Source organism: Aeromicrobium sp. PFPM2_SD2 (assembly GCF_057364525.1).
On record NZ_JBNFNZ010000029.1, the window covers coordinates 1 to 12,100 of the forward strand.

The 12,100-nt window shown below is 72.6% G+C and carries 13 protein-coding genes and 2 pseudogenes; 7 read left to right on the plus strand and 8 right to left on the minus strand.

The window, feature by feature from the left end; all coding sequences use genetic code 11:
- The first annotated feature begins 232 nt into the window (after window positions 1–232).
- Together AC2W7G_RS03210 and AC2W7G_RS03215 are read left to right on the plus strand one after the other, a co-directional pair.
- On the plus strand, window positions 233–394 hold the full coding sequence (locus AC2W7G_RS03210) for a DUF3117 domain-containing protein (RefSeq protein ID WP_019145023.1): 162 nt from the start codon (window positions 233–235) through the stop codon (window positions 392–394).
- A complete protein-coding gene (locus AC2W7G_RS03215) occupies window positions 394–738 on the plus strand; it encodes a hypothetical protein (protein ID WP_485867170.1) in 345 nt (114 codons plus the stop codon). Before AC2W7G_RS03210 ends, AC2W7G_RS03215 begins: the two co-directional genes overlap by 1 nt.
- Here AC2W7G_RS03215 and AC2W7G_RS03220 read toward each other — a convergent pair.
- The gene (locus AC2W7G_RS03220) at window positions 735–1,094 is read right to left on the minus strand and encodes an O-methyltransferase (protein ID WP_485867180.1); all 360 of its coding nucleotides are present in this window, start codon (window positions 1,092–1,094) and stop codon (window positions 735–737) included. The genes AC2W7G_RS03215 and AC2W7G_RS03220 overlap by 4 nt on opposite strands.
- A 430-nt stretch (window positions 1,095–1,524) precedes the next feature.
- On the opposite strand from AC2W7G_RS03220, the gene sigE reads away from it, so the two are divergent.
- The 4 genes and pseudogenes from sigE to AC2W7G_RS03240 all read left to right on the plus strand — a co-directional run bounded on the left by sigE (window position 1,525) and on the right by AC2W7G_RS03240 (window position 3,317).
- Complete coding sequence (sigE, locus tag AC2W7G_RS03225) at window positions 1,525–2,094, plus strand: RNA polymerase sigma factor SigE (RefSeq protein WP_485867171.1); 570 nt, start codon at window positions 1,525–1,527, stop codon at window positions 2,092–2,094.
- A gap of 30 nt (window positions 2,095–2,124) precedes the next feature.
- Window positions 2,125–2,550 (plus strand): annotated as a pseudogene (locus tag AC2W7G_RS03230) (anti-sigma factor family protein); the annotation flags it as partial.
- Window positions 2,496–2,945, plus strand: coding sequence for a hypothetical protein (locus AC2W7G_RS03235; protein WP_485867172.1), 450 nt, complete (start codon window positions 2,496–2,498; stop codon window positions 2,943–2,945). The pseudogene AC2W7G_RS03230 and the gene AC2W7G_RS03235, both read left to right, overlap by 55 nt.
- 27 nt (window positions 2,946–2,972) lie before the next feature.
- Window positions 2,973–3,317, plus strand: coding sequence for a DUF2200 domain-containing protein (locus AC2W7G_RS03240; RefSeq protein WP_485867173.1), 345 nt, complete (start codon window positions 2,973–2,975; stop codon window positions 3,315–3,317).
- A gap of 4 nt (window positions 3,318–3,321) precedes the next feature.
- On the opposite strand, the gene AC2W7G_RS03245 is transcribed toward AC2W7G_RS03240, so the two are convergent.
- The 4 genes from AC2W7G_RS03245 to AC2W7G_RS03260 form a co-directional block, all read right to left on the minus strand.
- Window positions 3,322–3,651: a sec-independent translocase gene (locus tag AC2W7G_RS03245; RefSeq protein WP_485867174.1), complete on the minus strand. Its 330-nt coding sequence runs from the start codon at window positions 3,649–3,651 to the stop codon at window positions 3,322–3,324.
- 9 nt (window positions 3,652–3,660) lie between these two features.
- Window positions 3,661–4,800 carry an Mrp/NBP35 family ATP-binding protein gene (locus AC2W7G_RS03250; RefSeq protein ID WP_485867175.1) on the minus strand — a complete coding sequence of 380 codons (1,140 nt, stop codon included), beginning with the start codon at window positions 4,798–4,800 and terminating at the stop codon, window positions 3,661–3,663.
- A gap of 67 nt (window positions 4,801–4,867) precedes the next feature.
- Window positions 4,868–5,374, minus strand: coding sequence for a DUF1003 domain-containing protein (locus AC2W7G_RS03255; protein WP_485867176.1), 507 nt, complete (start codon window positions 5,372–5,374; stop codon window positions 4,868–4,870).
- Complete coding sequence (locus AC2W7G_RS03260; protein ID WP_485867177.1) at window positions 5,367–6,635, minus strand: magnesium transporter MgtE N-terminal domain-containing protein; 1,269 nt, start codon at window positions 6,633–6,635, stop codon at window positions 5,367–5,369. Before AC2W7G_RS03260 ends, AC2W7G_RS03255 begins: the two co-directional genes overlap by 8 nt.
- A gap of 197 nt (window positions 6,636–6,832) precedes the next feature.
- Here AC2W7G_RS03260 and AC2W7G_RS03265 point away from each other — a divergent pair, with 197 nt between their 5' ends.
- A complete protein-coding gene (locus AC2W7G_RS03265; RefSeq protein ID WP_485867178.1) occupies window positions 6,833–8,350 on the plus strand; it encodes an OFA family MFS transporter in 1,518 nt (505 codons plus the stop codon).
- Between the two features lie 55 nt (window positions 8,351–8,405).
- Here AC2W7G_RS03265 and AC2W7G_RS03270 read toward each other — a convergent pair whose 3' ends face one another.
- The 3 genes and pseudogenes from AC2W7G_RS03270 to AC2W7G_RS03280 form a co-directional block, all read right to left on the minus strand.
- Entirely contained in the window at window positions 8,406–8,843 is a 438-nt protein-coding gene (locus AC2W7G_RS03270; protein ID WP_485867179.1) for a DUF1810 domain-containing protein, read from the minus strand.
- A complete protein-coding gene (locus AC2W7G_RS03275; RefSeq protein ID WP_485867181.1) occupies window positions 8,840–11,488 on the minus strand; it encodes an FdhF/YdeP family oxidoreductase in 2,649 nt (882 codons plus the stop codon). Before AC2W7G_RS03275 ends, AC2W7G_RS03270 begins: the two co-directional genes overlap by 4 nt.
- Window positions 11,474–12,090: pseudogene (locus AC2W7G_RS03280) on the minus strand (alpha/beta hydrolase); the annotation flags it as partial. The gene AC2W7G_RS03275 and the pseudogene AC2W7G_RS03280, both read right to left, overlap by 15 nt.
- Between the last annotated feature and the right edge of the window lie 10 nt (window positions 12,091–12,100).

Sequence of the window (12,100 nt, forward strand, 5' to 3'; positions counted from 1 at the left end):
GCGAGGGCGTCGTCGGCCGCCGCGGCGTGAAGCGCGTCCGTCAGTGCCGCCAGGCCGGACGCCCCGCGGGCCCCTCGCAGCGTCCGCACGGGGCCGTCGTCGCGTCGCTCCAGCGGCTCGCCGTCGTGGGGCACCGCGACCTCCTGGTCGATCCGTTGGCCGCGTCACACGGTCATGGGGGATAATAGGCCGGGCGCTCTCCACCGAGGGTGCCAGGACGAGAGGGGATTCAATGGCGGCCATGAAGCCACGGACCGGCGACGGACCGATGGAGGTCACCAAGGAGGGACGCTGCATCGTCATGCGCGTCCCGCTCGAGGGCGGCGGACGACTCGTCGTCGAGCTCAACAACGAAGAAGCCGCCACGCTCGGCGACGCCCTCAAAGCCGTCTGATGCTGGGACTGTCCGTGCGCTGGTCGTTGGCCGGCACGCCGGACGGCACCCTCGAGGCGCTGCGCAAGTACGTCGAGGACGACTCCTTCCGACGCTTCGCAGCCCTCGAGGGCCTGCGCTTCAAGACCTGGCGCGCCCGCGAGGGTGAGTTCTTCGAGGGCACGTACGTCTTCGCCTCGCAGTCCGTGCGCGAGGAGTTCCAGGCCCGCATGGAGCAGGAGGCCGCCGACCTGGCCGGGTCGAGGCTGATCGGCTCCGCCCCCGTGCTCATCGAGCCGTTCGAGGTCGTCGCCGTCGTGCGCGGGCCGTCCGGCTTCCGCTCGTCGGCCCGCTTCGAGCGCTAGAGCAGCTTCTGGGCGACGAGCATCCCGTCGCCGACCGGCAGCAGCGAGCTGCGCAGCGTCTCGTCCGCCGCCACCGCCGCGAGGGTCTCGCGGATCGCCGTGGTCTCGGGGTCGCGCTGGTCGGGGTCGGCCACGCGGTCGTGCCACAGCGCGTTGTCGATCGCGATGAGTCCGCCGGGACGCACGAGCCGCTTGGCCTCGGCCAGGTAGTCGAGGTACTCGACCTTGTCGCCGTCGAGGAACACCAGGTCGTAGCCGCCGTCGGTCAGGCGCGGCAGCACCTCGAGCGCGGCGCCGGCGATGAGCCGGAAGCGCTGCGGCGGCAGGCCGGCCTCGCGGAACGTGTCACGGGCCAGGCGCTGGTGCTCGGCCTCGAGTCGACCGAGGTCAGGACGCCGCCGTCGGCCTCGCGCGCAGCAGGGTGAGCCCGGAGACGCCGGTGCCGGTGCCCACCTCGACGACGGCGCGAGCCTGCACCGTCGAGGCGAGCAGGGCGAGCGTGGCCGCCGCTCCCTGGGAGAGCGGGACGACACCGACCTGGCGCGCGCGCTCGCGGGCGGCGGCGAGGTGCTCGTCCTCGGGGACGTGGCGCTCGGTGAGCTCGAGGCTGGCTGACGTGGTGATCGCGGGGCTCCTTCGTCCGTTCGGGCCCAGCCTAGGCCCGGTCGAAGCCTGGAATCACGGGCGACACGCGGGCCGACGAGGGTGTTCTGCGTCCAGCGCGCGCAGAGGGAACGATCAGCCCACTCTTCGCGTTCTCTCAGCAAGGCCCGAAAGGATCGGGCCATGACCGAGGCACAGGACTCCGTGACGCAGACGCTCGACTGGCACGACGTGGTGGCGCAGCACTCCGCCCGCGTGTACCGCCTCGCGTACCGCCTCACCGGCAACCGCCAGGACGCCGAGGACCTCACCCAGGACGTCTTCGTCCGCGTCTTCCGCTCGCTCGACCGCTACGAGGCGGGCAACTTCGAGGGCTGGATCCACCGCATCACGACGAACCTGTTCCTCGACCGGGCCCGCCGCCGCTCGCGCATCCGCATGGACGGCTTCGCCGAGGGCGCCGAGGACCGCCTCGTCTCGCGCGAGGTGCAGCCCGACACGTCCGTGCACGAGGCCGGCTTCGACCCCGACGTCGAGGCCGCGCTGCAGCTGCTGCCCGAGGACTTCCGCGTCGCCGTCGTGCTGTGCGACGTCGAGGGGCTCTCGTACGAGGAGATCGCCGACGTCCTGGGCGTGAAGCTCGGCACGGTCCGCTCGCGCATCCACCGCGGACGCACGCAGCTGCGCGCGGCCCTGGCCCACCGTGCGCCCCGCGGTCCCCGCACCCGCGTCTGGGGGCCGGTCGAGGTCTGATGGGGCACCTGGACGACGAACGTCGCCGCGTACGTGGACGGCAGCTGCCCGACGTCCGCGGCGCTGGCCGCGCGTCGCCACCTGGAGCACTGCGACGAGTGCCGCTGGGCCGTCGCCCAGCAGGAGGCGCTCAAGCAGCGCATGCGCCAGGCCGAGGGCCCCGCGCTGCCGCCCGGCCTGGCCGCCTCGCTGAGCCGTCTGCCGGACGCCCGCATCGAGCACGAGAGCCCGTTCGCGCGGCTCGGACGCTCGCGGCTGGTGCGCCGCGGTGTCGTGGTCGTGGGCGCCTCGGTCGCCCTGCTCGCCATCGCCTTCGCGCTGGGCTCGCCCCGCTCGGACGACGACGCGGTGACGCCGCCGTACGAGGCGTACGCCGCCGCGTTCGGCGTCCCTCCGCCCAGGTGCCCGGGCTGGCCACGGCCACGCCGATCGACGACACCCAGGCCGACCGGCTGACCGCCGAGGGCTGGCCGTGCCACCACACGCTGGCCGGCGACCTGCGCCGCGAGCACGCCGCCCAGGACGCCTCGACCGTCGCGCTCAGCTACTCCAACGGCACCCACCGCCTCCACCTGTACGAGGAGTGCGGGTCGCTGAGCCGTGAGGCGGTGCGCGGCTTCTCGCCGCGCGTCGTCGCGGGCGCGCCCGTGTGGGGTGAGCGCGGGGACGCCGACGATCGTCACGTGGGGACGCCGACGACGTCGTCTACACCGTCGTCACCGACGCCGGGGCCCGAGCGCGTCCGCGCGACCGTGGCGCAGCTGCCGACGCCGGCCGAGTCCGACGAGCCGGGCATGGTCGAGCGGGTCGGCGACGGCTTCGCCCGCATGGCCGGCTGGCTCGGCCGCTAGGTCCGCGCGCCCGTCTACGCTGCGGTCATGGGCCACCGCATCTTCACCACGAGCGTCGCCGACGTCTACCCGCACTACGTCACCAAGGTCGAGCGCAAGGGACGCACCCGCGAGGAGCTCGACGAGGTCGTCCGCTGGCTGACCGGCCTCGACGAGGACGAGCTGCGCCACCACCTGGAGTCCGGCTCGACGTTCGAGGACTTCTTCGCCGCCGCCCGGCTCAACCCGGCCTCGGAGCAGATCACCGGCGTCGTCTGCGGGGTGAAGGTCCAGGAGGTCGAGGACCCGCTCATGCGACGGATCCGCTACCTCGACAAGCTGGTCGACGAGCTGGCCAAGGGCAAGGCGATGGAGAAGGTGCTGCGCGGCTGAGCCGTCAGGTCGCCTCGTCGTCGAACGGGGGACGGGCGCCGACCGGCAGCGACGGCGGCAGCACCAGGCGCGGCTTGCCCGCCGCCGCGGCCGGCTCGTCGTCCAGGAAGGTGCGGCGCACGACCTCGCGCGGGTCCAGCGACGTCAGGTCGACGTCGGAGAGGTCCTTGCCGATCTCGCGACCCAGGTCGTTCTTGGCGTTCTCGGCCATCTGGCGCAGCGTGCGGATGCCGCTCCCGGCCTGCCGGGCGATCTCGGGCAGCTTGTCCGGCCCGAAGACCAGCAGGGCGACCACGAGGATGACCGCGATCTCGGGCCACCCCATGCCGAACATGGCTGGAGCCTACAGGCGACCGGCGGGAGCCAGGCCCAGCTGCATGCCGGCCAGGCCGCGGGTGCGTCCGCTGAGCCGGTCGGCCATCTTCTGCAGCTCGCGCGCCGCCGCCGACTCGGGGTCGGAGGCGACGATCGGCTCGCCCGTGTCGCCGCCGACGCGCAGCTTCTCGTCGAGCGGCACCTGGCCGAGCAGCGGGACGTCGTAGCCGAGGCGCGCGCTGAGCGTCTTGGTGACCTGCTCGGCGCCGCCGGAGCCGAAGACCTCCATGCGCTCGCCCGAGGGCAGCTCGAGGTAGCTCATGTTCTCGACGACGCCCACGACGCGCTGGTGCATCATCGAGGCCATCGTGCCGGCGCGCTCGGCGACGGTCGCGGCCGCCTGCTGCGGCGTGGTGACGACGACGACCTCGGCGCCGGGCAGGTGCTGGCCCAGGCTGATCGCCATGTCGCCGGTGCCCGGCGGGAGGTCGAGGAAGAGCGCGTCCAGGTCGCCCCAGTAGACGTCGCTGAGCATCTGCACGAGCGCGCGGTCGAGCATCGGGCCGCGCCAGGCGACGACCTGGTCGCGGGCCGGCTTGAGCATGCCGATGCTGATGACCTTCATGCCGTGCAGCGGCACGGGCATGATCATGTCCTCGACCTGCGTGGGACGCGCGTCGCCGGCGCCGAGCATGTCGGGGATGGAGTGGCCGTAGATGTCGGCGTCGACGATGCCGACCTTGAGCCCGCTGCGGGCCATGGCGAGGGCGAGGTTGACCGTGACCGACGACTTGCCGACGCCGCCCTTGCCCGAGGCGATCGCGTAGACCTTGGTCAGGTTGCCCGGCTGGGCGAAGGGGATGTCGCGCTGGGTGACGCCGCCGCGCAGCACCTCCTGCAGGTTCTTGCGCTGCTCCTCGTTCATGACGCCCATGTCGACCGTGACCTGCGCGTCGGGCGCGATCCGCGTGACCGCGTTCGTCGTGTCGCGGGTCAGCGTGTCCTTGAGCGGGCAGCCGGCGACCGTCAGGAGGAGCTTGACCGTGACGTGCGAGCCGTCGACCAGCACGTCGTCGACCATCCCGATCTCGGTGATGGGTCGCTTGATCTCCGGGTCGTTGACGGTGGCGAGGGCCTCGAGGACCTGCTCACGGGTGACGGAAGCCATGGCCCCCATGGTACGTACCGGCGCGTAACGCCCGACGGCCAGCGTGCCCTCACCTGCCGCGGGCGGCTCAGGCGTCGGGTGCGGGGTCCTCGCGCCGGCGGTCGAGCTCGTCCACCAGGTCGCGCAGCTCCGAGCGCAGGAAGTCCCGCGTGGCGACCTCGCCCATGCCCAGTCGCAGGCTGGCGACCTCGCGGGCCAGGAACTCCATGTCGGCGTGCGACTGGGCGCTGGCCTGGCGGTCCTGCTCCTGCTGGACGCGGTCGCGGGCCTCCTGGCGGTTCTGCGCGAGCAGGATCAGCGGGGCCGCGTAGGACGCCTGCAGCGACAGCACCAGCGTGAGGAAGATGAACGGGTACTCGTCGAAGCGCGGGCGGTCGGGTCCGAAGGGGACGTTCCACAGCACCCACAGGACGATGAGGACCGTCATGCCGCCGAGGAACTTCGGCGTGCCCATGAAGCGGGCGAACTCCTCGGCGAAGCGGCCGAAGCTCTCGCGGCCGCCGCTGCGGCGCACGCGGATGCGGCGGCGCGACGGGTCCCGCGGCTGGTCGAGACGGAAGCCGGCGTCAGCCACGGGTCACCGCCCGCGAGGCCAGGCCGTGGGTCTCGCTCTCGCGCCAGCCCTGGGGGAGCAGGTGGTCGAGGACGTCGTCGATCGTGACCGCGCCGAGGAGGTGCTGGGCGTCGTCGACCACCGGCAGGGCGACCATGTTGTAGGCGGCGAGCAGGCTCGAGACCTCCTCCAGGCTGCTCTCGGCGCGCGGCCACTCGATGTCGTTGTCGACGACCGCGCCGACGAGCGTCGAGGGCGGCTCGCGCAGCAGCTGCTGGAAGTGCACGACGCCCAGGAAGCGCCCGGTCGGGGTCTCCAGCGGCGGGCGGCAGACGTAGACGGTGCTGGCCAGCGCCGGGTGCAGCTCGGGGGCGCGGACGCGGGCCAGCGCCTCGGCGATGGTCGCGTCCGGGGGCAGGACGATCGGCTCGGGCGTCATCATGCCGCCGGCCGTGCGGTCCTCGTAGGTCATGAGCCGGCGGACGTCCTCGGCGTCGTCCTCGTCCATGAGGCCGAGCAGCTGGTTGGCCGTGGCCACGGGCAGCTCGCCCATGAGGTCGGCCGCGTCGTCGGCGTCCATCTTGCCGAGCACGTCGGCGGCGCGCTCGGGGTGCAGCACGCCGAGGATCTCGACCTGCAGCTTCTCGGGCATCTCCTCGAGGATGTCGGCCAGCCGCTCGTCGGTGAGCTCGGCGGCGATCTCGGTGCGCCGCTTGGGGGTGAGCTCGCGCAGCGCGTTGGCGACGTCGACCGGGCGCATGTCGTCCATCGTGGCCAGCAGGTGCGTGGCGCCCTGGCCGGTCTCCTCGCTGGACAGGCCCGAGACCTCGTCCCACTCCACGACGTGGCTGGCCCCGCGGCGGCCGAAGCGCTTGCCGGCCTCGCGGACGGCCAGCTGGCCCACGTACCAGTCGCGGCGGGCGTCCTGCTCCATCGCGACGTCGTAGACGGTGCCGGTCGTGCCGTCGGGCAGCGTGACGGTGCGGTCGAGCAGCTCGCCGAAGACGAGCGTCTCGGTGCGGCGCTGCTCGAACCGGCGCACGTTGAGCAGGCCCGTGGTGATGATCTGGCCGGCGTCCACCGACGTGACGCGGGTGATGGGCAGGAAGACCCGGCGGCGGCCGAGCACCTCGACGACGACGCCCAGGACGCGCGGGCGCTGGCGGGCCGAGCGGACGGCGATCACGACGTCGCGCAGCTTGCCCACCTGGTCGCCGGCCGGGTCGAACACCGCGAGACCGACGAGGCGGGAGAGGAAGACTCGTCCTTGCGTGGCGCTCACGAGCGGACCTCCTGCGAAGAATCGGGCAGACCGGGGGAGCGGGCCACCCGGCGGACCGCCGTCACGGGGTCCGGTGGCTCGCTGCCCAGGGCGACCCTACCGCCGCGGCCCCGGACGTGCCGCGACCTGCGTCGACGGGCCGAGACCTCCGCGGGTGGCTACCGTGAGGCGCACGTCACGTCCCAGGGGGGTACTCGATGGCACTCGCCGTGCTCGACCGCGACCGCACCGTCGCCGGACCGACCTTCAACCGCTGGCTCATCCCGCCCGCCGCGCTGGCCGTCCACCTGTGCATCGGCCAGGTGTACGCGACCAGCGTCTACAAGAGCTCGCTCGTCGAGCACTTCGACACCTCGCTGACCGCGATCGGCTTCATCTTCTCGCTGGCCATCGTCATGCTCGGCGTCTCCGCGGCCGTGTTCGGCACGTGGGTCGACACCGGCGGCCCCCGCCGCGCGATGGCCGCGGCCGCCGCGTGCTGGGCCACCGGCTTCCTCGTCGCGGCGGGCGGCATCGTGTCCGAGCAGCTGTGGCTCGTCTACCTCGGCTACGGCGTCATCGGCGGCATCGGGCTGGGCATCGGCTACATCTCGCCGGTCTCGACGCTCATCAAGTGGTTCCCGGACCGCCCGGGCCTGGCCACCGGCATGGCGATCATGGGCTTCGGCGGCGGCGCGATGATCGCCAGCCCGCTGTCGTCCTGGCTGCTGGGGCGCTACGACAGCGGCTTCGACACGGCCAGCGGCGTCGCGTCCGGCTCGGCGGTGGCCAAGCTGTTCGTCACCTTCGCGATCGTCCACCTGCTGGTGATGTCGTTCGGCGCCTGGCTCATCAAGGTGCCGGCGCCGGGCTGGCGTCCGGCCGGCTTCGACCCCGCGACGGTGAAGTCCAAGTCGCTGGTGACGACCGAGAGCGTCTCGGCCGACAACGCGATCCGCACGCCCCAGTTCTGGCTGCTGTGGGTCGTGCTGTTCTGCAACGTCACCGCCGGCATCGGCATCCTGGAGCAGGCCGCGCCGATGATCCAGGACTTCTTCCGCGAGAACGGCGACTCGTCCGTCGCGGTCGCGTCCGCCGCCGGCTTCGTCGGCGTGCTGTCGCTGTGCAACATGGCCGGACGGTTCGTGTGGTCCTCCACGTCGGACGTCGTGGGCCGCAAGCCGATCTACATGCTCTACCTGGGCCTCGGCGTGGTGCTCTACCTCGTGCTGGCCCTGCAGGGATCGATCGCGGTGGCGCTGTTCGTCGTGCTGGCCGGCATCATCCTCAGCTTCTACGGCGGCGGCTTCGCGACGGCGCCGGCGTACCTGCGCGACCTGTTCGGCACCTTCCAGGTCGGCGCGATCCACGGCCGGCTGCTGACCGCGTGGTCCGCCGCCGGCGTCGCCGGACCGCTCATCGTCAACGGCTTCCTGGACGCCCGCGGCGAGCCGGGCAACCTGCAGGCGGCCGACTACCGTCCGGCCCTGCTGACGATGGCCGCGCTGCTGGCGATCGGCTTCGTGGCCAACCTGCTGGTGCGTCCGGTCGCCGACCGCTTCCACGAGCCGGGCACCACCGAGCCGACGGCCGCGAACGGCGACGCGGAGGTGCTCGAGGCGCACGACGTGGAGCGGCGCACGCCGCTGCTGGTCCTGGCCTGGGCGGTCGTCGGCATCCCGCTCGGGTACGGCATCTACGAGACCGCGGCCAAGGCGGTCGACCTGTTCGGCTGAGCCGGCGCACCGCCGGCGCGAGGAGCGACCCGAGCGGTCGCCCTCGGCGCCGTCGTCAGTCCGGCCGGACCAGGCTCAGCAGCCGGTCCGTCTCGCGGTCGGGGCAGCCGCCGAACCAGCGCTCGAGCACCTGGCCGAACACCGGCTCGTCGGCCGCGGCGCGCGCGAACAGCGTCATGGACGAGTGCAGCTTCTGCGCGTCCACCGGGCCGAGCACCGTCTCGGGCGGGTCGTCGAGGTCACGCAGGATGGACGCCACCTCCACCAGCCGCGGCCCCAGCACCGGGTGCGCGAGGTAGGCCTCGGCCTCGTCCAGCGAGCTGATCGCGTAACGCAGGGACGTCTCGCTGCGCCCCAGGCCGGCCATCTGCGGCAGGACGAACCACATCCAGTGCGTCCGCTTGCGCCCGGCGGAGAGCTCGTCGACCACCCGCTGGTGGACGTCGCGGCCCTGCGCGTCGACGAAGCGCTGCAGGTCGAAGGAGTCGGTCACGACAGGTGCGTGGGCTGGGGGTGCGTCTTGTGCGAGTCGTCGGAGCGGACCTCGTCCTGGTCGCCGCCCTCCGCGCCCTCGTGGCCGGGCGCGGTCGACGGGGTCAGCCACACCACCACCGACTTGTAGGTCGGCTGGTTGCTGGCCAGGGCGGTCGAGTCCAGCGGGACCAGCACGTTGGCCTCGGGGTAGTAGGCCCCGACCGTGCCGCGCGGGACGTCGTACTCGACGATGCGGAACCGCTCGGCGCATCGCTCCACGTCGTCGTCCTCCCACCGCGTGTGCAGGTCGACGAACGAGCCCACCTCGAAGCCGAGCGCGGCGACGTCCTCGCGGTGCATGAACACGACGCGGCGTCCGCCCTCGATGCCGCGGTAGCGGTCCGAGGGGCTGTAGATCGTGGTGTTGAACTGGTCGTGGCTGCGCATCGAGTGCATGAGCAGGTGTCCCTCGGGCACGTGCAGCACCTCGATCGGCGACACCTGGAACTCGCCGCGGCCCGACTTCGTCTCGAACGAGCGCGAGTCGCGCGGCGGGTGGGGCAGCAGGAAGCCGCCCTGCTTGCGGCAGCGGGCGTTGTAGTCCTCGCAGCCGGCGACCACGCGCGAGATGTGGTCGCGGATGATGTCGTAGTCGTCCTTCATCGACAGCCAGTCGATGCCGTGCCGGTCGGCGCCGCCCTCGGTGTCGGCGAGCGTCGCCGCGGCGATGCCGGCGATGATCGCGACCTCCGAGCGCAGGTGCGGGCTGGCCGGCTCGAGCGGTCCGTGCGAGGCGTGCACGGCGCACACCGAGTCCTCGACGGTGATGATCTGCTCGCCGGAGGCCTGGACGTCCTTCTCGGTGCGGCCCAGGGTGGGCAGCAGCAGCGCGACGTCGCCGCAGGTCAGGTGCGAGCGGTTGAGCTTGGTGGCCACGTGCACCGTCATCGTGGCTCGCCGCATGGCCTCGCGGGTGACCGCGGTGTCGGGCGAGGCGGTGACGAAGTTGCCGCCCAGACCCATGAAGAACTCGATCTTGCCGTCGCGCAGGCCGCGGATGGTGTCGACGGTGTCCAAGCCCTCGTGCCGCGGCGGGTCGAACCCGAACTCGGCCTGCAGGGAGTCCAGGAACTTCTGCGGCGGACGCTCCCAGATGCCCATGGTGCGGTCGCCCTGGACGTTGGAGTGGCCGCGGACCGGGAACAGGCCGGCGCCCTTCTTGCCCAGGTCGCCGCGCGCGAACGCGAGGTTGCACAGCTCCTTGATCGTGGCCACGGCGTTGCGGTGCTGGGTGATGCCCATGGCCCAGCACCACACGGTGGCGCGGGACGCGGCGAGCATCCGGGCGGCCTCGGTGACCTGTGCTCGGGTGAGCTCGGTGGCCTGCTCGACCTGGGCCCAGTCGACGTCGCGGACGTGCTCGGCCCACTCCTCGAAGCCCGTGGTGTGGGCGTCGATGAAGTCGTGGTCGAGGGCGTCCCACTCGACGAGCAGGGAGCCGATGGCCTGCAGCAGGGCCAGGTCGCCGTTGGGCTTGATCGGCAGGTGCAGGTCGGCGATGTCGGTGCCGCGCCCGACGATGCCGCGCGGCTTCTGCGGGTTGCGGAAGTTCACCAGCCCGGCCTCGCGCAGCGGGTTGATGGCGATGATCTTGGCCCCGCGCCGCTTGGCGACCTCGAGCGCCGACAGCATCCGCGGGTGGTTCGTGCCGGGGTTCTGCCCCGCGATGATGATGAGCTCGGCGTTGTAGACGTCGCTGATGGTGACGCTGGCCTTGCCGATGCCGATCGACTCCTGCAGCGCGATGCTCGTGGACTCGTGGCACATGTTCGAGCAGTCCGGCAGGTTGTTGGTGCCGTAGGCGCGCACGAACAGCTGGTACAGGAACGCGGCCTCGTTCGACGCGCGTCCGGACGTGTAGAAGGAGGCCATGTCCGGCGACGGCAGCGAGCGCAGGGTCGCGGCGATCTCGCGGAACGCCTCGTCCCAGGAGATGGGCTCGTAGTGGGTGCCGCCGGAGCGCTTGACCATCGGGTGCGTGAGGCGGCCCTGGCGCTCGAGCCACATGTCGTCGTGGGCCTCGAGGTCGGCGATGCTGTGCCGGGCGAAGAGCTCGGGCGTGGCCCGCTCGGTGTCACCCTCCCAGGCGACCGCCTTGGCGCCGTTCTCGCAGAACTCGGCGGTGTGCCGGTCCTTGGGCGCCGGGTCGGGCCAGGCGCAGCTCATGCAGTCGTAGCCGTCGGGCTGGTTGAGCTTGAGCAGGGTCTGCGCGGACCGCTTGGGCCCCATGAGCGACAACGACCGCTCCATCGCGACCCGCACGCCGGTCACGCCGGCGGCGGCGTCCTTGGGCTCGTGGACCTTCAGCTGGGACTCGTCGATGCGGTCGTCGCTCACGGGTGAATCGCCTCCTGGCGTCCACGCTAACGCGCGGCCCGGTTCGTCGCGCCCCGAGTCAGCCGGCCTGCGGGACCGGCGCCGCCGCGGCCGAGACGGACGTCCCGGACGCGCCGGACGGCGGGCCAGGCCGTGGACGAACTCGCCGATCTCGTGCAGGGCGAGCCGCGCCTCGGGCAGGAACGCGGCCATCTGGAAGACGTGCACCTGGCCGTCCCAGACCTGCAGCGTGGTCGGGACGCCGGCCGCCGCGAGCCGGTTCGCCATGAGCTCGGCGTCGGCGAGGACGACCTCGCGCGAGCCGACCTGCAGCAGCACCGGCGGCATGTCGTCCAGGCGCATGTCGACGGGGGAGAGCCGGGGAGCGGTGACCTTGAGCCGCGTGTCGACGTGGTCGACCAGGTCCGTGAGCCGGGCCATGGCCGCGGCCGAGAAGGTGTGGCACGAGCGTGCGTTGGGGTGCGCGAGCTTGCGGCTCGGGTCGAGGTCGAGCAGCGGGGACAGGCCGACGACGCCCGCGGGGAGCCCCAGCCGGCGTCCATGGCGGCGCGCGCCACGCAGAAGGCGAGGTAGCCGCCGGCGGAGTCGCCGACCAGGGTGACGTCCTCGGTGCGGACGCCCTGCTCGCGCAGCCAGCCGAGCGCGGCGGTGCAGTGCGCGACGGAGTCGGCGATCGAGTGGCGCGGCATCTGCCCGTAGGCGACGCCGAGGACGGGCTGGCCGGTCTCGCTCGACAGGCGCGACACCAGCGCACGGTGCGTGGCCAGGCCGCAGGAGAGGAAGCCACCGCCGTGCAGGTAGAGCACGACCCGTCCGCCGGGCACGGCCGCGGGCACGCCGTCGCCGCCGCACCCACTCGCCGCCCGCACTCGGGCAGCG